We start from the raw sequence: 20992 nt of genomic DNA on the forward strand, positions 1-20992 counted from the left end.
AGGACACCGGGCAGCGACAAAGCGTGTTTTGAGGGACAAAAAGGTACAGTGCGTGCCCAGCGCCGCACCCCACCTCGTCCCCGGCACGCAAAGGAAATCGGACCATTGGGAGATCACACTCCGTCCGGCGACTCCGCCGACGACAGGCTGGACCGGATCATCGACGAGGTGGTGGCCCCCGCCGCCGAGGAGGTGGACCGGGCCGGCCGCTTCCCTCGGGAGTCCGTCGACGCCCTGGCCCGCGCGGGCGTCCTCGGCATGACGGTCGGCCCCGACGCCGGCGGGCAGGGCGCGCCCGTCGCCGACGCCGCCCGGGTGGTCGAACGGCTGGCGGGCGCCTGCGGCTCCACCGCCATGGTGGTGCTGATGCACTACGCCGCCACCGCGGTCCTCGACGCCCATGGGCCCGGTGAGATCCGGCGGGCCGTCGCCAAGGGCGCCCATCTGTCCACCCTCGCCTTCTCCGAGTCCGGCTCCGGCAGCCACTTCTGGGCCCCCCTGTCCACCGCCGTCGCACTGCCCGGCGGCCGGATCCGGCTGGACGCCGACAAGTCCTGGGTCACCTCGGCCGCCGAGGCGGACAGCCTGGTGTGGTCCAGCCGCCCGCTGGACCCCGGCACCGGCGGCGCCATGACCCTGTGGCTGGTGCCCGGCGACTGCCCCGGCCTGCGGGCCGGGGCCGCGTTCGACGGTTTCGGCCTGCGCGGCAACGGCTCGGTCCCGGTGACCGCCCGCGAGGTGACCGTGCCCGCCACGGCCCGGCTCGGTGCGGACGGCGCCGGACTGGACATCGCGCTGGCCACCGCGCTGCCCTGCTTCCTGGTGCTGAGCGCCGCGTTCGCCCTCGGCGTGATGGAGTCGCTGCTGACCGCCGCCGCCGGCCGGCTCACCGGCACCCGCCCGGCCCATCCCGGCCGGAGCCAGGCCGGCCGGTCCCTCACCCGCGACGCGTTCGCCCGGCTGCGGCTGCGCGCCGACACCACGCGGGCGTTCCTCAACGACACCCTGGCCACGCTCGGCGAGGGCCGCCCGGACGCGACGCTGCGGGTGCTCCAGGTGAAGGCCGTGGCCGCCGAGGCCGCGGCCGAGGTCGGCGACGGCGTGATGCGGCTGTGCGGCGGCTCCGCCTTCCGCCGCGGACTCGGCGTGGAGCGCCGGTTCCGCGACGCCCTGGCCTCCCGGGTGATGGCACCCACCACCGAAGCCCTGTACGACTTCACGGCCCGCGCCGCACTGGGCCTCCCCCTCCTCCCGGAGCCGGCATGACGGGTATGACGCGCATGACGCGTATGACAGGCACGACGGAGCCGCTGCTGCTGGGCGCGGTCGCCTACGACCCCAAGGTGGTCACCATCTGGACCGGCTTCCGGTCCTGGCTGACCGCGCGGGGCCTGCCCTTCGACTTCGTGCTCTACGCGCACTACGAGCGCCAGGCCGAGGACCTGGCGGCCGGCCGGCTGCACGCCGCCTGGCACTCCCCCCTCGCCTGGGTGCGGTCACAGCGGCTGGCCGCCGCCCAGGGCACCCCGCTGCGCCCCCTGGTGATGCGGGACACCGACCGGGACCTGCGCTCGGTGATCGTGGTCCGGGCCGATGCCCGCCACCGCCGGCCCGCCGATCTGAAGGGCGAGACCGTCGCCACCGGCGCGGTGGACTCCCCGCAGTCCACCCTGCTGCCGCTGGCCCGGCTGCGGGAACACGGCCTGCGTCCCGGCGAGGACTTCCGCGTGCTGCGCCACGACACCGGCGTGGGCCTGCACGGGGACCACATCGGCGGGGAGCGGGACGCCGCCCGCGCCCTGATGTCCGGCGAGGCCGCCGCCGCCTGCCTGTCCGACGCCTCCTGGCTGCTGTTCGCCCAGGACGGCACGCTGCCGCCCGGCGCCACCCGGCCGCTGGACCGCACCGGGCCCTACGACCACTGTGTGCTGGCCGTCGGCCATGCTGCCGATCCGGACCTGGCCGACGGCCTCGGGCGCCTGCTGCGGTCCATGGACCACGCCGACCCCGAGGTGCGCCACCTGCTGGACCTGGAGGGACTGACCGCCTGGCTGCCCGGCCGCACCGGCGGCTTCGCCGCGCTCGCCGCCGCCGTCACCGAGGCCGGCCACTACGACGAGCGGGGCCGGATCACCGCGCCGGAGTACGCGCCATGACCGGCGCGCCGGACACCGGCGGCCCCGGCGGTCCGGGCCCGGTGCTGGATCTGGCCGGGCTGGGCTTCGGGGAGGGCGCCCATCTGCTGGTGCGGCGCGCCCTGGCCGGACTGGCGCCCGGCGCCGTGCTCGGTGTGGCCGGCCACGACCCGGCGCTGCCGCTGCATCTGGCCGCCTGGTGCCGCCGCGAGGGCCACCGCATGCTGCCCGGCCCGTTCCCCGACCCGCGGGTACGGGCCGCCGTGCGGCGCCGCCCCCGGGACCGGGACACCGGCCGGCGGCACGGTGCCGAACGCGCCGGCTCCCCCGGCCCGGACGGGGTGGTCGCCCGGCCGCCCGCGCACTGGGGCCCGGCCGCCCGCGGCGCCCTGGTGGAGGCCGGCGGGCCGCCGGTGCCGTTCGACGTCGCCGACCGGGACATCGCCTGGACCGATCTGGCGCCCCGGCTGTACGCGCATGCCGCCGCCGCCCAGTGGGACCCGGCCACCGCCGTGGACTGGGCGGCGCCGTTCACCCTCCCCGACGCCGTCGAGCAGGCGGTGGTGCAGGTGATGACCTATCTGGTGGAGAACGAGCAGACCGCGCTGGTGATCCCGGCCCGGCTGCTGGCCCGGGTGCACCCGCACTTCCGCGAGGTGCTGCAACTGCTGGCCGTGCAGGCGGCCGACGAGGCGCGCCATGTGGAGGTGTTCACCCGGCGGGCGCTGCTGCGCGGCGGCCGGATGGGCACCTCCTCGGCCGGCGGGCGGGCCTCCCTGGCCTCCCTGCTCGCCGAACCGGACTTCTCCCTGGCCTTCTTTCTGCTGTCGGTGCTGGGCGAGGGCAGCTTTCTGAGCCTGCTCGGCTTTCTCGACCGGTACGCGCCCGATCCGGTGACCCGCCGGGTCGCCCGGCTGGCCCGCCGGGACGAGGCCCGCCATGTCGCCTTCGGCGTCGCCCACCTGGCCCACCGGGCCGACCGGGATCCGGCCCTGCACGGCAGGCTGCGCGGTGCCGTGGAGCGCCGCCACGACGCCCTGCGGGACACCGCCGGCCTCAACGACGACGTCTTCGACGCCCTGGTGGTGCTGGCCGCCGGGGCCTGGACACCGGAGGCCGTCGCCCGCGGCCACCGCGCGGTGCGGCGGCTGCGGGAGGAGATGGACGAGGGCCGCAGACACCGGCTGGCCCGCCTCGGCTTCCCCGACGACGAGGCCGCCGAGCTGTCCGCCCTGCACACCCGGAGCTTCATGTGACATGCCACGGGCCCCCGGCAGGCCGCGTCACCCGGGCGGCGCACCGCCCGGTTTGACCACCGCGTCCCGGGGCTACTCCTGACCGGCGGCGGCGCCGCACCACACCTGGACCACAGGCCGGAGACATGCCGGAACACATCACCGCAGAACCGTCACGGAGCGCCCGCCCGGCGCGCGGACAGGCCCGCGAGGACCCGGGCGGCCGGGTCCTGACGGCCGTGGACCGCCGGCTGGGCATCGCCCGGGCCGCCGGGGAGGGCCTGCGCAAGGTCTTCCCCGACCACTGGTCGTTCCTGCTCGGCGAGATCGCCCTGTACTGCTTTGTGGTCCTGCTGCTCTCCGGGACCTTCCTGGCGCTGTTCTTCGAGCCCTCCATGGCCCGGGAGCCCTACGACGGCAGCTATGTGCCGCTGCAGGGCCGGCTCACCTCCCGGGCCTACGCCTCCACGGTGAACCTCAGCTTCGACATCCGCGGCGGACTGCTGGTGCGGCAGATCCACCACTGGGCGGCCCTGGTGTTCGTCGCGGCCATCGTCTGCCATCTGCTGCGGATCTTCTTCACCGGTGCCTTCCGCCGCCCCCGGGAGGGCAACTGGACGGTGGGCGTGACGCTGCTGCTGATCGCCATCGCCGAGGGCTTCTGCGGCTACTCGCTCCCCGACGACCTGCTCTCCGGCACCGGGCTGCGCACCACCCAGGGCATCCTGCAGTCCATCCCGGTGGCCGGCACCTGGCTGACCTTCCTGGTCTTCGGCGGCGAGTTCCCCGGGCACCAGATCATCCCGCGCCTGTACCTGGCCCATGTGCTGCTGCTGCCGGGGCTGCTGACCGCCCTGCTCACCGTGCACATCCTGCTGATCGTCAGGCTCAAGCACACCCACTGGGCCCGCCCCGGCCGGACCAACCGCAATGTGGTGGGCAAACCCATGTTCCCGGCCTACGCCGCCAAGAGCACCGGCCTGTTCATGCTGGTGGCGGGGGTGCTGACGCTGATGGCGGCGACCATGCAGATCAACCCCGTCTGGCTGCTGGGCCCCTACCGGCCCGATCACGTGTCCACCGATGTGCAGCCGGACTGGTATCTCGGCTTCGTCGAGGGCGCGCTGCGGCTGATGCCCGGCGCCGAGACCGTGGTCCTCGGACACACCGTCATCTGGGATGTCCTGCTGCCCGGTGCCGTGCTGCCCCTGCTGCTCTTTCTCGGCATGTACGGCTACCCGTTCCTGGAGCGCCGGCTGACCGGCGACGACCGGGAGCACCATCTGTGCGACCGGCCGCGCAACCATCCGGTGCGCACCGGTTTCGGCGCGGCCGTGATCACCTTCGCGGCGGTGCTGCAACTCGGCGGCGGGCAGGACGTCATCGCCTTCGTGCTGCGGCTGGAACTGCCCGCGCTGACCTGGGTGCTGCGCATTTCGCTGGTGGTGCTGCCGGTGCTGGTCTTCCTGGTGGTGCGGCGGCTGTGCCTGGCCCTCCAGGCCAGGGACCGCCGGCGCATCCTGTACGGCGATCCCACCGGGGACGTGCGCCGCACGGCCGGCGGCGGCTACCAGGAGGCCATGGCGCGCATGTCCAACGCCGAGCACTATCTGGTGGTCACCCGGGACCTGCCGGAGCCGGTGCCGGCCGCCCCGCCCGGGGCGGGCCGGCCACGGCGGCGCGACCGGCTGCGGGCCGCCCTGAGTTCCTGGTTCGTCCGGGACCGGATCGAGCTGCCCGCCAGCGAGGCGGAACGGCGGCGGATCGCCGCCCGGCTCACCGGACCGGGCGGGGCCCGGCCCCGGAACCGGAACCGGAACCGGAACCGCAAGGAGGAGAACGACAGATGACCGACACCGCACCGTCCCAGGCGCCCGGGGGCGCGCCGCCCCGGATGGGCTTCTTCACCGACACCTCGGTCTGCATCGGCTGCAAGGCCTGCGAGGTGGCCTGCAAGGAGTGGAACGCCATCCCCGCCGGTGACGCCGGCCTGACCGGCATGTCCTACGACAACACCAAGGGGCTGGGCGCCTCGGCCTGGCGCCATGTGGCCTTCGTCGAACAGCGCAAGCCGCTCGGCGGCCAGGAACCGGGCGTGGACGTCTTCGACGCCGCCGGGCGGCTCGGCGGCCCGGCGGCCGACGGCCTGCCGCCGGTGTCCCCGGACGGGCGCACCGAACTGCGCTGGCTGATGTCCTCCGACGTGTGCAAGCACTGCACCGAGGCGGGCTGTCTGGACGTCTGCCCCACCGGCTCGCTGTTCCGCACCGAGTTCGGCACGGTGGTGGTGCAGGAGGACATCTGCAACGGCTGCGGCTACTGCGTGCCCGCCTGCCCGTACGGAGTGATCGACCAGCGGCCGGACGACGGCCGGGCCTGGAAGTGCACACTGTGCTACGACCGGCTGGGCGAGGGCATGGAGCCGGCCTGCGCCAAGGCCTGCCCCACCGAGTCGATCCAGTTCGGCCCGCTGGACGAGCTGCGCGAGCGGGCCGCCGCCCGGGTCGCCCGGCTGCACGCCGCGGGCATCCCCGACGCCCGGCTGTACGGCGAGAGCCCGGACAACGGCGTCGGCGGGGACGGCGCCTTCTTCCTGCTGCTGGACGAGCCCGAGGTGTACGGGCTGCCGCCCGACCCGGTGGTGCCCACCCGCGATCTGCCCGCCATGTGGCGGCACGCCGGTGCCGCGGCGCTGGCGCTGGCCGCCGGCGCGGCGGCCTGTTTCCTGGGGAGAAGGCCATGAGCGAATCCGATGTCACCCGGCAGGGCCTGCGCGGCACCCGCCCGGGCCACCAGGCGGTCACCGGCGAGGCGGCGGGCCGTGCTCCCCGCCACGCGCGGCGGGGAGGACGGCGCAAAGGCCGGCGAGGAGGTGAACAGCCCCCGGTGGAGCCGGCCCGTTTCTCCTCCTACTACGGCCGGCCGGTCCTCAACAAGCCGGTGTGGGAGGCGCGCGACATCGCCGGGTATCTCTTTCTCGGCGGACTGGCCGGCGGCTCCTCGCTGCTGGCCGCGGGAGCGCACGCCACCGGCCGGCCCGCCCTGGCCCGGCCCGCCAAGGCCGCCGCGCTGGGCGCGGTCTCCCTGTCCACGGCGGCCCTGGTGCACGACCTGGGCCGGCCGGAGCGGTTCGCCCACATGCTGCGGGTGTTCAAGCCGACCTCGCCGATGTCCATGGGCTCCTGGCTGCTGGCCGGCTACGGGCCGCTGGCCGGACTGGCCGCGGTGACCGGGCTGACCGGCCGGTTCCGGCGGACCGGCGCCGCGGCCACCGCGGGCGCCGCCGTGCTCGCCCCGGCCGTGACCACCTACACGGCGGTGCTGCTGGCCGACACCGCGGTGCCGTCCTGGCACCAGGCGTACCGGGAACTGCCGCTGGCCTTCGCCGGCTCGGGGGCCGCCGCGGCGGGCGGGCTGGGCATGCTGGCCGGACCGGTGGCCCAGGCCGGGCCCGCCCGGCGGCTGGCGGCCTTCGGCGCGGCGCTGGAACTGGGCGCGATGGAAGCCATGAAGCGCCGCATGGGCCTGGTGGCCGAGCCGCTGGAACGGGGACGCGCGGGCCGCCTGCTGCGCGCCTCCAAGGCGCTGACCGCCTCCGGTGCGGCGCTGGGGGCGACGGCCGGGCGGCGCAGCCGGGCGGCGGCGGCCGTCGCCGGGACGGCGCTGCTGCTGGGCTCGGCGGCCGGCCGGTTCGGCGTCTTCCACGCCGGCGTGGCCTCCGCCGAGGACCCCCGGTACACGGTCCTCCCCCAGCGCGAACGCCTCCGCCGCCGCACCGCACACCCGTCCCCGGACACCCCGTAGCGGCCCCCGGCAGACCCGGTGCGGTGGCGCCTCCCGGCACCCCCGGTCGGCGACCACCGCGGCAGGTGCCCGGTCCGAGGCGGCGACCGCGCCCACGCCGAACGGCGCCCCGCTCCCGGCCACCGGCCGAAGCGGTCCCGGCGGGCACGGCGAGCGGCGGGCCGCGCCGGGGGCGTCAGGCCGTGGCGCGTTCCTCGTCGCCGATCCAGCGCCAGGTGGTGGCGGCGGCGATCAGCCCGACCGGCAGCATGCCCACGATCATGGCCAGGCCCGCCGCCGCGTGGCCGGCGGCGATCAGCACCACGGCCGGCAGGTCCAGCAGCGGCATGGCCAGGAAGAGATACAGGCAGCGGCCCGGCCCGCCGAGGGCGTGCCGCCCGGCCGCACCGCCCACCACCGGCAGCCAGAACAGCACGGCGGCGGCCGCCAGCGCGGCCTCCGCCGGCCACCGCGGCAGCGGCCCGTGGTGGCCGGGGGCGGCCATGCTCAGCACCACCGCCGCGTGCACCAGCACAAACAGCGGGAAGGACACCGCCGCGGGCACCGCGAGCCGGGACCACACCGCCCGGTTCCGGGTCACCAGCAGCGCCCCCGGCACCCCGGCGGAGAGGGCGAGCGCCCAGCCCGCCATGGCCGGCGTCCCCGTCACGGCTCCTCCCCCCTCACGTCCCCGCCAGCGCCAGCAGCGCCGCCAGCGCCAGCACCGGAACGGCGAGCGCCGCCATCCACCAGCCGTAGACCGTCGCCAGACCCAGCAGACCGGCGCCGGCCGCCGCCGGCAGTACCGCGGCGGCGCCGCCCGTCACCAGCCGGTAGCGCCGGTGCTGTTCCGGGCCGCGCCGCACGGACCACAGCACCGCGGCCGTGGCGCCGGCGAGCAGCGCCAGGGAACCGGCCCACAGCCACATCGCGACCGCCCCCTCGCCGTACCCGGCGAGCAGCGCGAACAGCAGGCCGTTGAAGAGCGTCCAGCCGGCCACCACCAGGAGTGCCGGGTGCCTAGTGAGCACGGCCGTCCTCCGTCCGCCGCAGGTCGTACAGGGGGGCGTAGCTGGTGATCGGCGGCAGCGGGTGTTCGGGGGTGTAGTTCAGCCGCGGCGGCGGCGAGCTGGTGGCCCACTCCAGGGTCTGGCCCTGCCAGGGGTCGTCCCCGGCGGGCCGGGGCCACCGCAGTGAGGTCCAGACGTTGTAGACGAACACCAGCATCGCCACGGCCAGCAGTCCCGCCCCGATCGAGGCCAGCAGGTTGAGGGTGCCGAATCCGTCGAACTCGGCATAGCTGACGATCCGCCGCGACATGCCCTGCAGGCCCAGGAAGAACATGGGCAGGAAGGTGAGGTTGGTGCCGGCCACCAGCAGCCAGAAGTGCACATGGCTGAGCCGGTCGTCCAGCATCGCCCCGGTGACCTTCGGGAACCAGAAGTAGAAGGCCGCGAAGAGCCCGAAGGCGCTGCCCGCGAACAGCACGTAGTGCAGATGGGCGACGACGAAGTAGCTGTCATGGGCCTGGTAGTCGATCACGGGGGTGCCGACCATGATGCCGGTCAGCCCGCCGATCAGGAACTGCGGGATGAAGGCCAGCGCGAACAGCATCGGGGGCCGGAACACCAGCGCGCCGCCCAGGATGGTGCCGAGCATGGCGAAGTATTCGATCCCGGCGGGCACCAGCAGGGCGATGGAGGTCAGCGAGTAGTAGTCGTTGGTGGCCTGGCCGGTGGTGAACATGTGGTGGCCCCATACGCTCATCGAGAGCCCGGCGAACACCAGCAGCGAGAGCACGGTGAGCCGGAAGCCGAAGAAGGGGCGCCGGGCGAAGGTGGCCAGCACCTCCCCCACCGCCGCCAGATACGGGAAGAACATCACGTACACCACGGGATGCCCGTAGAACCAGAACAGGTGCTGGTAGCCGATGATCCACAGGTTCGAGTCGAAGACCGAGGGGTCGGCCCGGCCGATGCCGAGCAGCACCAGGGCGGCCAGCAGCGCGGGGAAGGCGCCGATCACCATCAGACAGGTGGCCACCATGGACCAGGAGAACAGCGGCATGCGGAGCATGGTCATGCCCTCGGCCCGCTTGCGCAGGGCCGTCCACAGCACCGCCCAGCCCATCAGGATCACCCCGGCGGTGGACAGGAAGACCCCGGCGACCCACATGTCGGAGCCCGGGCCCGGGCTGTAGCGGCCGTCGGCCAGCGGCGGATAGGAGAACCAGCCCGCGGCGTGCGCGCCGTGCGGCGTGGCGAAGCCGGCCAGCATGATGACCGCGCCGGTGGCATACAGCCAGTAGCCCAGCAGGGTGGTGCGGGGCAGGGCGATGTTGGGCGCGCCGACCTGGAGCGGGACCAGATAGACCCCGAGGCCGATCGCGAACGGCGTCATGACCAGGTAGATCATGCCCGAGCCGTGGATGGTGAAGAACTGGTTGTAGACGGCGGAGTCCAGGAAGCCGGATTCCGGCCGGGCGAGCTGGGCGCGCATCAGCAGGGCCAGCACGCCCAGCAGGAACAGCAGCGCCAGGGAGGTGCCCAGCACCAGCAGGCCGATGCGCTTGTGGTCGGTGGACAGCAGCAGCCGCCGCCCGGAGGGATACCGGGAGGGCGGCCGTCCGCCGGGGGCGCGGCCCCGGTCCCGGTCCCGGCCGGGCGCCGTGAGCGTCATCCGCCCGCGCCTTCCGTGCGGGGTCGCATACGGGGTCGCGTACGGGGCCGGGCGCGGGTCATCAGGCGGTCTCCGCGGGGATGTCCTGGCCGGTCTGGGCGTCGAGCAGCCAGGCGTCGTACTCCTCGGGGGAGACGGCCCGCACCCAGAAGTCCATGGTGTGGTGGCGGTGGCCGCAGAACTCGGCACAGTGGCCGATCCAGCGCCCCTCGCGGTCGAAGCGGACCGTGAACTCGTTGCGGTGGCCGGGGAAGGCGTCCAGTTTGTAGCGCAGTTCGGGCACCCAGAAGGAGTGGATGACATCCCGCGAGTCCAGCTCCAGCCGGATGTTCCGGCCGGTGGGCACCACCAGGGTGGGCAGGTCGTCGCCGCGGCAGGTGGCGCGCGCCGTGACCGGCTCGTCCTCCGGACCGCCGGCCGGGTCCGGGTGGGCGAACTCCCAGCACCACTGGAAGGCGGAGACCTCCACCCGCAGATCGACGGGCCGGTCGTTCTCGCGGCCCTGCTCGCGGTTGGCCAGCGCCGTGTAGATCACCAGGCCCGCGGCCACCGCGGCGAGCGCGCCCGCGTAGCACAGCTCCACCGGTTTCCATTCGCGCCGCCGGGAGACGAACAGGCCCGCGCGGGCCCGCCGCCGCACCACGGCGAACACCAGCAGCCCGAGCACGATGACGAACACCGCCAGGGCGATGGCCGTCTCCACGGCGAAGACCTGGTCGAAGACGCTGCGCCGGTGCACGGTTCTCCCTTCCGTTCGCGGCAGGCCGTCGCCCGACCCTAGAGCCGGGACAAAGCGGTACCGAGCGGACACACCGTGGCGCCGCGCACCCCTCTTCCCGGCGGCCCCGCATCCCGCTTTCGGCGGACAGCGGAGTTTGGTCCCGGCCGGTGCCGGGTACCCAGGGCGACCGGAACGTTCTCCGCCGTGAGCGGAGCAGCGGCCGTGGACGGACGACAGCGAAGGCGGGTGCACGATGGGCGCACGGACCTGGATCTCGTCATGGCCGGTCTACCGGCAGCTCACCGGGGACGACCCGCTCGGCCGCGGCCGGGCGGCCAGGAGCCGGGACACCGAGCGCCTGCGGGCCCGCACCGCGACCGCCGACCGGGTGGTCAAGTCCGTCTGCCCCTACTGCGCGGTGGGCTGCGGCCAGGACGTCTATGTGCAGGACGGCAAGGTCACCCAGATCGAGGGCGACCGCGACTCGCCGGTCTCCCGCGGCCGGCTCTGCCCCAAGGGTTCGGCGAGCCTCCAGCTCACCACCGGTCCGGCGCGTGAGCACCGGGTCCGCTACCGCCGCCCGTACGGCACCGACTGGGAAGACCTCGACCTGGACACGGCGATGGACATGATCGCCGACCGGGTGATCGCCGCCCGCCGGGAGGGCTGGCAGTGGGAGCAGCAGGGTCTGCGCACCCGGCGCACCCTGCGCTTCGCCAGCCTGGGCGGCGCCACCCTGGACAACGAGGAGAACTACCTCATCAAGAAGCTGTTCACGGCGCTCGGGGCGGTGCAGATCGAGAACCAGGCGCGTATTTGACACTCCTCCACCGTCCCCGGTCTGGGGACCTCGTTCGGGCGCGGCGGCGCCACCACCTTCCAGCAGGATCTGCAGAACGCCGACTGCATCGTCATCCAGGGCTCCAACATGGCCGAGTGCCATCCGGTGGGCTTCCAGTGGGTGATGGAGGCCAAGGCCCGGGGCGCGAGGGTGATCCATGTGGACCCGCGCTTCACCCGGACCAGCGCGCTGGCCGACATCCATGTGCCGCTGCGCGCGGGCACCGACATCGCGTTCCTCGGCGGCATCGTCAACCATGTGCTGGAGCACGACAAGTTCTTCCGCGAGTACGTCGTGGCCTACACCAACGCCCCGGTGATCCTGGGCGAGGAGTTCCGCGACACCGAGGACCTGGACGGTGTCTTCGCCGGGTTCGACGCCGGCCGGCGGACCTATGACAACGGTGCCTGGCAGTACGAGGGCATGGAGGTGCAGGCCGCGTCCGGGCAGCGGGAGCAGGAGTACCGGGCCCGCACCGGCGGCGGCGAGTCGGTGGCCCGCTCCGGCCACGGCGAGGCGCACGGCTCGGGCGGGGCCGCGCTCGGCCCGGGCGAGCCGGCACGGGACGACACGCTGACCCATCCGCGGTGCGTCCTCCAGGTGCTGCGCCGCCACTTCGCGCGCTACACCCCCGAGGCCGTGGAGCAGATCTGCGGGGTGCCGCGGGATCTGTTCCGGACCGTGTGCGAGCTGCTCACCGACAACTCCGGCCGGGACCGCACCACCGCCTTCGCCTATGCGGTCGGCTGGACCCAGCACACCGTCGGCGTGCAGTACATCCGCACCGCGGCCATTCTGCAGAGCCTGCTGGGCAACATCGGCCGCCCCGGCGGCGGCATTCTGGCGCTGCGCGGGCACGCCTCCATCCAGGGCTCCACGGACATCCCCACCCTGTTCAACCTGCTGCCCGGCTATCTGCCCATGCCGCACGCGCACAAGCAGCAGAGCCTGGACACCTACGTCGGTGCGGAGGCCGCCCGCAAGGGCTACTGGGGCAACATGGGCGCCTGTCTGATCAGCCTGCTCAAGGCGTACTGGGGAGAGGCCGCCACCGCGGAGAACGACTACTGCTTCGACTATCTCCCCCGGCTGACCGGCTCGCACAGCTCCTACGAGACCGTCATGGCGCAGCTGGACGGCGTCTGCAAGGGCTACTTCCTGATGGGCGAGAACCCGGCGGTGGGCTCGGCCGGCGCCCGGATGCAGCGGCTGGGCATGGCGAACCTGGACTGGCTGGTGGTGCGGGACTTCTCCCTGATCGAGTCGGCCACCTGGTGGCGGGACGGGCCGGAGATCCGGACCGGGGAGATGCGCACCGAGTCCATCGGCACCGAGGTGTTCTTCCTGCCGGCCGCGGCGCACACCGAGAAGGACGGCAGCTTCACCAACACCCAGCGGATGCTCCAGTGGCACCACCGGGCGGTGGAGCCGCCCGGTGACGCCCGCAGCGATCTGTGGTTCATGTACCACCTGGGGCGCCGCATCCGGCAGAAGCTGGCCGGGTCGGCCGACGAGATGGACCGGCCGGTGCTCGACCTCACCTGGGACTATCCCACCCATGGCCCGCTCGCCGAGCCGGACGCCGAGGCGGTGCTGGCGGAGATCAACGGCCATGCCGCGGACGGCGCGCCGCTCGCCTCCTACCAGCAGCTGAAGGACGACGGCTCCACCTCCTGCGGCTGCTGGATCTACTGCGGGGTCTACGCGGACGGCGTCAACCAGGCCGCCCGCCGCAAGCCGGGCGCCGAGCAGAGCTGGGTGGCCCCGGAGTGGGGCTGGGCCTGGCCGGCCAACCGCCGCATCCTGTACAACCGTGCCTCGGCCGATCCGCAGGGCCGGCCGTGGAGCGAGCGCAAGGCGCTGGTGTGGTGGGACGCCGACCGGCAGCGCTGGACGGGCCACGACGTCCCGGACTTCTCCCCCGCCAAGGCCCCGGACCATGTGCCGCCGGAGGGCGCCACCGCCGACGAGGCGCTGTCCGGCACGGACGCCTTCATCATGCAGGCGGACGGCAGGGCATGGCTGTATGTGCCGACGGGGCTGGTGGACGGCCCGCTGCCGGCGCACTACGAGCCGCAGGACTCGCCGTTCCCCAATCTGCTCTACGGGCGGCAGCGCAACCCGGTGCGGCAGTTGCCGGCGCCGCATCCGGACAACAGCTACCACCCCAGCGGCGACGAGCCCGGCTCCGGGGTCTTCCCCTATGTGCTGACCACCTACCGGCTGACCGAGCACCACACCGCGGGCGGCATGTCCCGCTGGCAGCCCTATCTGTACGAGCTCCAGCCCGAGCTGTTCTGCGAGGTGTCGCCCGAGCTGGCCGCCGAACGCGGGCTGGCGCACCGGGGCTGGGCGACGGTGGTCACCGCGCGGGGGGTGATCGAGGCCCGGGTGCTGGTCACCGACCGCATCGCGCCGCTGCGGGTGCACGGCCGGACGCTGCACCAGATCGGGCTGCCCTACCACTGGGGACCCAACGGGCACAGCCGCGGGGACGCCGCCAACGAACTGCTGCACCTCTCCCTGGACCCGAACACCCATATCCAGGAGGCCAAGGCGCTCACCTGCGACATCCGCCCGGGACGCCGGCCGCGGGGGCCCGGGGCACGGCAACTGGTGCGCGACTACCGGGAGCGGGCCGGGATCACCCGGTCCACCGGCCGCGGCGGCTAGCCGGCCGCTGCCCCGGGCGCGGGCGCGGGTCAGCGCACCCGCAGGGCGGGGCCGTCCGGCGCCACCAGCTCGCCGATCACCGGGGCGCCCGGCACCTCGCCCGCCACCAGCAGACCGCCGGAGGTCTGGGCGTCCGCCAGCAGCAGCCGGGTCTCCTCCCCGGCGGAGCCGAAATCGCAGTGCGGCGCCACCCAGCGGAGGTTGCGCCGGGTGCCGCCGCTGACGAAACCGTCCCGCACGGCCTCCCGCGCCCCCGCCAGAAACGGCACGGCCGCGGCGTGCAGCACGGCGGAGACGCCGGAGGCCCGGGCCAGCTTGTACAGATGGCCCAGCAGGCCGAACCCGGTGACATCGGTGGCGCAGCGGCAGCCGGCCTCCAGGGCCGCCGCGGCGGCGTCCCGGTTGAGCGCGGCCATCACCGCCACCGCCTCGGGAAAGACCTCGCCGGTGGCCTTGTGCCGGTTGTTCAGCACGCCCAGGCCCAGCGGCTTGGTCAGGGACAGCGGGAGTCCGGCCCGGCCGCGGTCCAGGCGCAGCAGCCGCTCCGGGTCGGCGACGCCGGTGACGGCCATCCCGTACTTCGGCTCGGCGTCGTCCACGCTGTGCCCGCCGGCCACCGGGCAGCCCGCCGCGGCGGCGGTGTCCCGGCCGCCGCGCAGCACCTCCCGGGCCAGTTCGGCGGGCAGCCGGTCCCGGGGCCAGGCCAGCAGATTCACCGCCAGCAGCGGGGTGCCGCCCATGGCGTAGACGTCCGACAGCGCGTTGGCGGCGGCGATCCGGCCCCAGTCGTAGGGGTCGTCGACGACCGGGGTGAAGAAGTCGGCGGTGGCCACCGCCGCGCCGCCGCCGGGCAGTGCGGCGACCGCCGCGTCGTCGCCGTGCTCCAGGCCGACCAGCAGGCCCGGGGGCGCAGTGCCGGGCGGGGGAACCTGCCCGGCCACCAGGTCCTCCAGTTCGCCCGGGGGGATCTTGCAGGCGCAGCCCCCGCCGCGGGCGTACCGGGTGAGCCGTACCGCCTCCCCCGGCGTCCGCCCGGGCGTCCCGGGTGCCGCTGTGCCGGTGACCGTCATCGCATGCCGTCCTTTCTCGCCGCCTCCGCGCGCCTCGCCGCCGCCCGGCCGGCCGGGACACGCCGTGGAGATGACCGGCGGCCGGGACGCGGGAGGCGGTTTGATGGGAGGGCCGCCGACGGCGCGGAGGCGTACGGGTGCCTGGTGGCCCTCCCGGTCTTCAAAACCGAGGTGCCCGAGGTTCTCGGGCAGGCAGGTTCGATTCCTGTCCGCCTCCGCCGGCCGCCGCCCCGGCCGGCCCCGCCGGCCCCGGTTCCCGGGGCGGGCGGCAGACCCGCCGGGCGTCGTCCGCCCGGACCGTCCAGCCGCGCCGGTCCAGCAGCTCCAGCAGCGGTACCGCCACCCGCCGCGTGGTGTCCAGGGCCCGGCGCGCCTCGCTGACCGTGAACGGCTGCTCCAGCCCGGCCAGCTCCCGGGCCGCCGCGGCGTCCGCCCCGGGCAGCAGCACGATGCCGTCGGCGATCCGCAGCAGTTCCCCGCGCCGGACGGCGGCGGCCAGCGCGGCCCGGTCCAGGCCCAGCCCGGCGAGCCGGTCCGCCTCCGGGGCCCGGAACGGCGCCAGGGCCAGCTGCCGGCGGAGTTCCGCGACCGCGCGGCGCACCGGGGGCGGCAGTTCCGGCCCGGGGGCGTGTGCCGCGTAGAGCCTGCCCCCGCGGTGGTGCAGCGCCGGCCCGGGGGCCGCGGCCAGCGCGGCCACCAGGGCCCGGTCCGGCAGCCGCAGCAGCTTCCTGGCGGCCTCCAGGGGCAGTCCGGGCTCCATCGGATGCTCCGCGGCATGCCGCCGGACGGCGCCGGCCAGCAGCCGTCTCAGCTCCGCCCAGTGACCGGGGTCGGCCAGCCAGTCGCCGGCCACCGGCCCGGCGGCGGGCCGCACACCCATGGCGATCAGCTCGGCCCGCCGCACCAGCCCGCGGCGGCGCAGCTCGGCCGCCCCGTCCGGGGTGCCGGTCATCCCGGCCAGCTCCGCCGCCCGGGCCGCCGCGGCACCGCGGCGGCGCAGCTCCGGCGGCCGGACGTCCAGCACGGTGAGGCCGGCCGGGGGCCGGTGCCGCCCGGGGTCGCGCAGCAGCGCGGTGTCGCCGGCCCGCAGCGGCAGCGGCCGGGCCAGGGTCAGCCGGACGGTGTCCGGGCCGAGCGGGCGCACGGTGACCGGCACGGCCGCGGCACCGGCGTGCAGGGTCAGCGCCCGGGGCAGGTCCCGGGCGTCCGGTGCGGCGGCGGCAGCGCGCAGCCGCACATCGGCCACGGTGGTGGCCGGCCAGCGGCCGGGGGTGAGCAGCGGGTCGCCGCGGCGCAGTCCGGCCGCCTCCCGGCCGTGCAGATTGACCGCGACCCGGGCCACCGCGGCGACTTCCGGGCGGTCCTGCCGCAGCGTCTGGAGTCCGCGCACCCGCAGGGTGCGGCCGTCGGTCAGGGCCAGCCGGTCGCCGGTGCGCAGCGTGCCCGCGCCCAGGGTGCCGGTCACCACGGTGCCCCGGCCGCGGACGGCGAACGAGCGGTCCACCCAGAGCCGGACGTCCGCCTCCCGGTCCGGCGGCGGCAGCGCGGCGGCCAGGTCCGCCAGGGCGGCGCGCAGCCGGTCCAGGCCGGTGCCGGTCACCGAGCTGACCGGCACCGCGGGCAGCGTGCCCAGCGAGGTGGCGGCGATCCGGTCCACGGCCTCCCGCCGGGCCGGCTCGGGGTCGGCCAGATCGGCCCGGGAGACGGCGAGCACGCCGTGCCGCACGCCGAGCGCGTCCAGCACGGCCAGATGCTCCTCGGACTGCGGCTGCCAGCCCTGGTCGGCGGCGACCACGAACAGCACGGCGGGGACCGGGCCCACCCCGGCGAGCATGTTCCCGACCAGGCGCTCATGGCCGGGGACGTCCACGAAGGCGAGCTGCCCGGCGCCGGGCAGCCCGGTCCAGGCGAAGCCGAGATCCAGGGTGAGGCCGCGGCGGCGCTCCTCGGCCCAGCGGTCGGGTTCCATCCCGGTCAGGGCCCGGACCAGGGCGGACTTGCCGTGGTCGACATGCCCGGCGGTGGCGATCACCCGCACGGCAGCTCACCCCCGCCCGGCCCGGCCCGGAGGTCCGCCCGCGCCGCCGCGGCTTCCGCCGGGGGCCCCTCCGCGGTGTGGTCCGGGTGGTCCGGGTGGTGCGGGTGGTGCGGGTGGTCCGGGGCCGGCTCCTCCCGGGCGGCGGTGCGGGCCGCCGCCCGGACCGCGGCGGCCAGTTCCCGGTCCGCCTCCTCCGGGACCGCCCGCAGGTCCAGCAGGCACCGGCCGCGTTCCCGCCGGCCCAGCACCGCCGGTGTCCCGCGGCGCAGCGGGCCCGCGTATCCGGCGGGCAGCGAGACCGCCGCGCCGTCCAGAGTCACCCCGGGGGCGCCGCCGCCGCCCACCACGGCGCCGGACTCCACGGCGCACGCGTCGATGCCCGCCGCCCGCAGGCCCGCCGCGATCCCCTCCGCCCGGGCCCGCAGCTCCCCGGCGCCGGTGTGCAGGGCCCGGTGGGTGGGGGTGGCCGGGCCGCGCAGGGTGGCCTCCAGTGCGGCCAGGGTCAGCTTGTCCACCCGCAGCGCCCTGGCCAGCGGGTGCCGGGCCAGCCGCCGGACCGGGCCGGAGCGGCCCAGCAGCAGGCCGCACTGCGGGCCGCCGAGCAGCTTGTCGCCGCTGGCGGTGACCAGCGCGGCACCCGCCCGCAACTGGCCGGCGGCGTCCGGCTCCTCCGGCAGCAGCGGGTCGGGGGCCAGCAGGCCGGAGCCGATGTCGGAGACCACCGGCACGCCCAGGGCGGCCAGTTCGGCGACGCCGGCGGACCGGGTGAAGCCGGTGACCCGGAAGTTGGACGGGTGCACCTTGAGCACAAAGCCGGTGTCCGGTCCGACGGCCGCCGCATAGTCGGCCGGGGTGGTCCGGTTGGTGGTGCCCACCTCGCGGAGTCTCGCCCCGGTGGCGGCCAGCAGTTCCGGAATCCGGAAGCCGTCGCCGATCTCGACCAGTTCCCCCCGGCTGATCACGATCTCCCGCCCGGCGGCCAGGGCGGCGGCGGCCAGGACCAGGGCGGCGGCGCCGTTGTTCACCACATGGGCCGCCTCGGCCTGCGGCACCCGCTCGCACAGCGCCGCCAGGGCGGTCCGGCCGCGCCGGCCGCGGCCCCCGGTGGCCAGATCGAGCTCCACATCGGTGGTGCCGGCCGCGGCCAGCACCGCCTCGCGGGCCGCGGCGGACAGCGGCGCCCGTCCGAGGTTGGTGTGCAGCAGCACCCCGCTGGCGTTGAGCACCGGACGCAGACCGGCCGCGGTGGGCGGCAGGGCGGCCACCGCGGCGTCCGCCACCGTCCCGGCGTCGCCGGGCAGTTCACCGGCGCGGGCGCGTTCCAGAACGGCCGTCACCACGCCTTTCACCGGGCCGCGGCCCAGCCGGCGGGCCGCCGAGGCCAGCCGGGGGTCGGCCAGCACGGTGTCGGTGCGGACGAGGCGGCGGCGCGGGTCCATCCGGTTCTCTCCTCCGGTGGTGTGTCCTCCCCCCGCGGCCCCAGCCTGGCGCACCCCGGCCGTCCGCGCACGGCGGCATGCCGGTGACCGCCGGGACCGGGTGGCGCGGCGGGCGCCCGGCTGGTCCCGGCGGAGGCGGCCGGGCCGCACTTCCGGGTGACTTCCCAAGCCGGGTGCGCCGGTGTGGCGGCGCTGGTCCGGTAGGCACGGGACGGCCTGCGGGAATCCCGGGGCCCGCCCTGTCCTGTCCGGTCCTGTCTCATACCGCTCACTTCCACCGTCCTCTTTCGACCATCCCCTTTCGATCCGTTGCGTGTCCCGTCGTTTCCCCTTCCTCTCCCCTTCCTCTCCCCTACCTCGCCCTTTCCTCGTTTCGGAGTACCCGATGGCCTCCTCGCCCGCCCGTGAGTCGTCCGCCGCCCCGCTGTCCGCCGCCCCCGTCGCCGTCCCCGCCCAGAGCGCCGTGGAGGACGCGGCGCTGCCGCTCCGGCACAACGCCGACATCCAGGGCGACATCCTCGCGGGCTTCCGCAAGGACCATGTCCGGCTGCTGCTGCTGCGGTTCGCCAACCCGACCGCGGCCCGCCGCTGGCTGGCCCGGCTGCGGCCCAGAATCGCCACCACGCAGGACGTGGCCGTGTTCAACTCCCGCTTCAGCTCCGCCCGGCGGCGGGCGGCCGGCGCCGACCCGGCCGACATGGCCGCCATCTGGCGGTCCATCGGCTTCACCTGGAACGGCCTGGTGACCCTGGCCGGCTCCCCGCCCATCACCGACATCCCGCACGGCTCCACCCAGGACGCCTTCGTCCAGGGCAGTGCCCGGCGTGCCGGGCTGCTGGGCGACACCGGCCGCAACGCCCCGGAGAACTGGCTGTTCGGCGCCCCGCACCACGAGCCGGTGGACGCGGTGCTCACGCTGGCCGCGGACCGGGCGGAGGATCTGCGGGCGGCCGTGGCCTGGGAGCGGCAGGAGCTGAACCTGCACGGGGTGTCCCTGGTCTTCGAGCAGGAGGGCGCCACCCTGCCCGGTGACGCCCGGGGCCACGAGCACTTCGGTTTCAAGGACGGCATCAGCCAGCCCGCCGTGCAGGGCTTCGACGAGCCCGACCCGGAGAATCCCGAGCACAAGAGGGGCGAGCCGGGCACCCGGATGATCCCGGCCGGGGAGTTCGTGGTCGGGCTGCCCATGGACCACCGGCTGCCCGCCTGGCTGCCGGACTGGATGAACAACGGCTCGTTCCAGGTGATCCGGCGGCTGGCCCAGGACGTCAGCGGCTGGCGGGAGCAGGTGACCGGGCACCTGGCGGAGCTGAAGCGGCGCGACGCGGTGCCGGAGGACACCGAGCCCGGGTGGCTGGCGGCGCGGCTGGTGGGCCGCTGGCCGTCGGGCGCACCGGTGCTGAAACACCCGGACCGGGACCCGCTGCCGAACCCGGCCCTGAAGCCGGACAACGATCTGAGCTACGCGGACGATCTGGAGGGCCGGGTCACGCCGCTCTGCGCCCATCTGCGCAAGACCAGTCCCCGCGACGGGCTCAAGGTGGCGCCGGGAGCCCCCGGAACGCTGCCGGAGAAGGGGGTGCTGGACGGCAGGCGGATCATGCGCCGGGGAATCCCGTTCGGCCCGCCGATGGACCCGGAAGGCGTGGGCGGCGGACCGGACACGCCGCGCGGGCTGCTGTTCATCTGCTACCAGTCGGACCTGGTCGCCCAGTTCGAGTTCGTGCAGCGCAACTGGGTGAACGACCCGGACTTCCCCGACCGGCCGCAGCCGGCGGGCCGGGACATGCTGATCGGGCGGGACAGCGAGGTGTCGTTCCCCGCGGGCGGGAAGGAGAGCGACCGGACGGTGCCGCTGTCGTTCCGGCAGTTCGTGCGCACCGAGGGCGCGGTGTACACCTTCGTGCCGTCGCTGAGCGCGCTGGACCGGCTGGCCCAGGGGACCATCCCGCGGGGCGGCGCGGGCCCGCAGGACCGGGTTTTCCGGGGGCCGCTCACGCTGCGCCGGTTCGAGGTGATCAGCTCCGGCCGGGCCCGGCTGCGGCTGCAGCCGAGCGGGGAGTTCACCGTGCACGACGAGAACGAGCGGCTGCTGTGGCGGTCCGGCATCCACGACGGCGCGGAGACCGGCGAGTTCCGCGCGGACGGGGCGCTGGTGCTCCACGACCGGCGGGGCCGGGTGCTCTGGTCGACCCCGACCGCGGGCAATCCGGGGGCGGAGCTGGTGGTCCGGGCCGACGGCGATGTGCTGATCCGCGCCGCCGACGGCCGGCGCCTCTGGCACACCGACACCGCCCACTGATCCCGCCGCCCCGCCGCCCGCCCGGGGCGGGGCGGCGGGCCGTGAGATGCCGGGGCACGGGCACGCCCCCCGTCCC

The 20992-nt window shown here is 75.4% G+C and carries 14 protein-coding genes, 1 tRNA gene and 1 pseudogene; 9 read left to right on the plus strand and 7 right to left on the minus strand.

All coding sequences use genetic code 11. The features are described 5' to 3' along the window. Positions 1–105 precede the first annotated feature (105 nt). The 6 genes from BM242_RS12995 to nrfD all read left to right on the plus strand — a co-directional run bounded on the left by BM242_RS12995 (position 106) and on the right by nrfD (position 7174). Positions 106–1266 carry an acyl-CoA dehydrogenase family protein gene (locus BM242_RS12995; RefSeq protein ID WP_281254682.1) on the plus strand — a complete coding sequence of 387 codons (1161 nt, stop codon included), beginning with the start codon at positions 106–108 and terminating at the stop codon, positions 1264–1266. Between the two features lie 23 nt (positions 1267–1289). Next, positions 1290–2156 carry a phosphate/phosphite/phosphonate ABC transporter substrate-binding protein gene (locus BM242_RS13000; protein WP_093838962.1) on the plus strand — a complete coding sequence of 289 codons (867 nt, stop codon included), beginning with the start codon at positions 1290–1292 and terminating at the stop codon, positions 2154–2156. Next, positions 2153–3391, plus strand: a complete 1239-nt coding sequence (locus tag BM242_RS13005; RefSeq protein WP_093838963.1) for a hypothetical protein — start codon at positions 2153–2155, stop codon at positions 3389–3391. Before BM242_RS13000 ends, BM242_RS13005 begins: the two co-directional genes overlap by 4 nt. 125 nt (positions 3392–3516) lie before the next feature. Beyond that, on the plus strand, positions 3517–5220 hold the full coding sequence (gene qcrB, locus BM242_RS13010) for a cytochrome bc1 complex cytochrome b subunit (RefSeq protein ID WP_093838964.1): 1704 nt from the start codon (positions 3517–3519) through the stop codon (positions 5218–5220). Next, a complete protein-coding gene (locus BM242_RS13015; protein WP_093838965.1) occupies positions 5217–6113 on the plus strand; it encodes a 4Fe-4S dicluster domain-containing protein in 897 nt (298 codons plus the stop codon). The genes qcrB and BM242_RS13015 overlap by 4 nt, the downstream gene beginning before the upstream one ends. Continuing rightward, positions 6110–7174, plus strand: a complete 1065-nt coding sequence (nrfD, locus tag BM242_RS13020) for an NrfD/PsrC family molybdoenzyme membrane anchor subunit (protein ID WP_093838966.1) — start codon at positions 6110–6112, stop codon at positions 7172–7174. Before BM242_RS13015 ends, nrfD begins: the two co-directional genes overlap by 4 nt. A 175-nt stretch (positions 7175–7349) precedes the next feature. Here nrfD and BM242_RS13025 read toward each other — a convergent pair whose 3' ends face one another. The 4 genes from BM242_RS13025 to BM242_RS13040 all read right to left on the minus strand — a co-directional run bounded on the left by BM242_RS13025 (position 7350) and on the right by BM242_RS13040 (position 10571). Beyond that, positions 7350–7823: a hypothetical protein gene (locus BM242_RS13025; protein ID WP_245834028.1), complete on the minus strand. Its 474-nt coding sequence runs from the start codon at positions 7821–7823 to the stop codon at positions 7350–7352. Positions 7824–7836: 13 nt separating this feature from the next. Next, positions 7837–8184 (minus strand): hypothetical protein, encoded by a 348-nt coding sequence (locus BM242_RS13030; RefSeq protein WP_093838967.1) that lies wholly within the window; start codon positions 8182–8184, stop codon positions 7837–7839. Then, the gene (locus tag BM242_RS13035) at positions 8174–9832 is read right to left on the minus strand and encodes a cytochrome c oxidase subunit I (protein WP_093838968.1); all 1659 of its coding nucleotides are present in this window, start codon (positions 9830–9832) and stop codon (positions 8174–8176) included. Before BM242_RS13035 ends, BM242_RS13030 begins: the two co-directional genes overlap by 11 nt. Before the next feature lie 61 nt (positions 9833–9893). Continuing rightward, entirely contained in the window at positions 9894–10571 is a 678-nt protein-coding gene (locus tag BM242_RS13040) for a cytochrome c oxidase subunit II (protein WP_093838969.1), read from the minus strand. A 235-nt stretch (positions 10572–10806) separates the two neighbouring features. On the opposite strand from BM242_RS13040, the gene fdh reads away from it, so the two are divergent. Further along, a complete protein-coding gene (gene fdh / locus BM242_RS13050) occupies positions 10807–14067 on the plus strand; it encodes a formate dehydrogenase (protein ID WP_245834029.1) in 3261 nt (1086 codons plus the stop codon). Between the two features lie 29 nt (positions 14068–14096). Here fdh and selD read toward each other — a convergent pair whose 3' ends face one another. Beyond that, on the minus strand, positions 14097–15137 hold the full coding sequence (gene selD / locus BM242_RS13055; RefSeq protein ID WP_093838972.1) for a selenide, water dikinase SelD: 1041 nt from the start codon (positions 15135–15137) through the stop codon (positions 14097–14099). Positions 15138–15262: 125 nt separating this feature from the next. On the opposite strand from selD, the gene BM242_RS29380 reads away from it, so the two are divergent. Continuing rightward, a tRNA-Sec gene (locus BM242_RS29380) sits at positions 15263–15355 on the plus strand. Between the two features lie 68 nt (positions 15356–15423). Here BM242_RS29380 and BM242_RS13060 read toward each other — a convergent pair. Further along, a pseudogene (locus BM242_RS13060) lies at positions 15424–17175 on the minus strand (SelB domain-containing protein); the annotation flags it as partial. Then, the gene (gene selA / locus BM242_RS13065) at positions 17166–18614 is read right to left on the minus strand and encodes an L-seryl-tRNA(Sec) selenium transferase (RefSeq protein WP_093838974.1); all 1449 of its coding nucleotides are present in this window, start codon (positions 18612–18614) and stop codon (positions 17166–17168) included. The pseudogene BM242_RS13060 and the gene selA, both read right to left, overlap by 10 nt. A gap of 385 nt (positions 18615–18999) precedes the next feature. Here selA and BM242_RS13070 point away from each other — a divergent pair, with 385 nt between their 5' ends. Then, entirely contained in the window at positions 19000–20916 is a 1917-nt protein-coding gene (locus BM242_RS13070) for a Dyp-type peroxidase (protein ID WP_093838975.1), read from the plus strand. Positions 20917–20992: the final 76 nt, after the last annotated feature.

The sequence above is a fragment of the Streptomyces aidingensis genome (assembly GCF_900112355.1).
Classification (GTDB): Bacteria; Actinomycetota; Actinomycetes; order Streptomycetales; family Streptomycetaceae; genus Streptomyces; species Streptomyces aidingensis.